We start from the raw sequence: 334 nt of genomic DNA on the forward strand, positions 1-334 counted from the left end.
CGCTATCAGGACGATCTGGACCTGCTGCGCTTTGCCCACGCCTTTGAGCAGGCGACCCAGGTGTGGAAGCGGCGGCCGGCGCCCCAAGAGATCGCCGATAACTGATCCCCACGACACAGCTTTGGGTCATGAGCTGTGACGCAGCAACCACGACTGAAACACCGGGTGCGGACACCATGACACAAGCTTACGATCCGTATTACCGAGATTTTCCGTCGAATCTCCTGCCCGCCCGCACACCTTTCACCCGAGCCGGACAGGGCGATGCGGGCCAGGTCTTTGTCTATATGACGCGCAAGTGGGTACGCTGGAGTATGGTGCTGGACAGAACCCG

The sequence above is a fragment of the Desulfurellaceae bacterium genome (genome assembly GCA_021296095.1).
In the GTDB taxonomy this organism is placed as follows: domain Bacteria; phylum Desulfobacterota; class Binatia; order Bin18; family Bin18; genus JAAXHF01.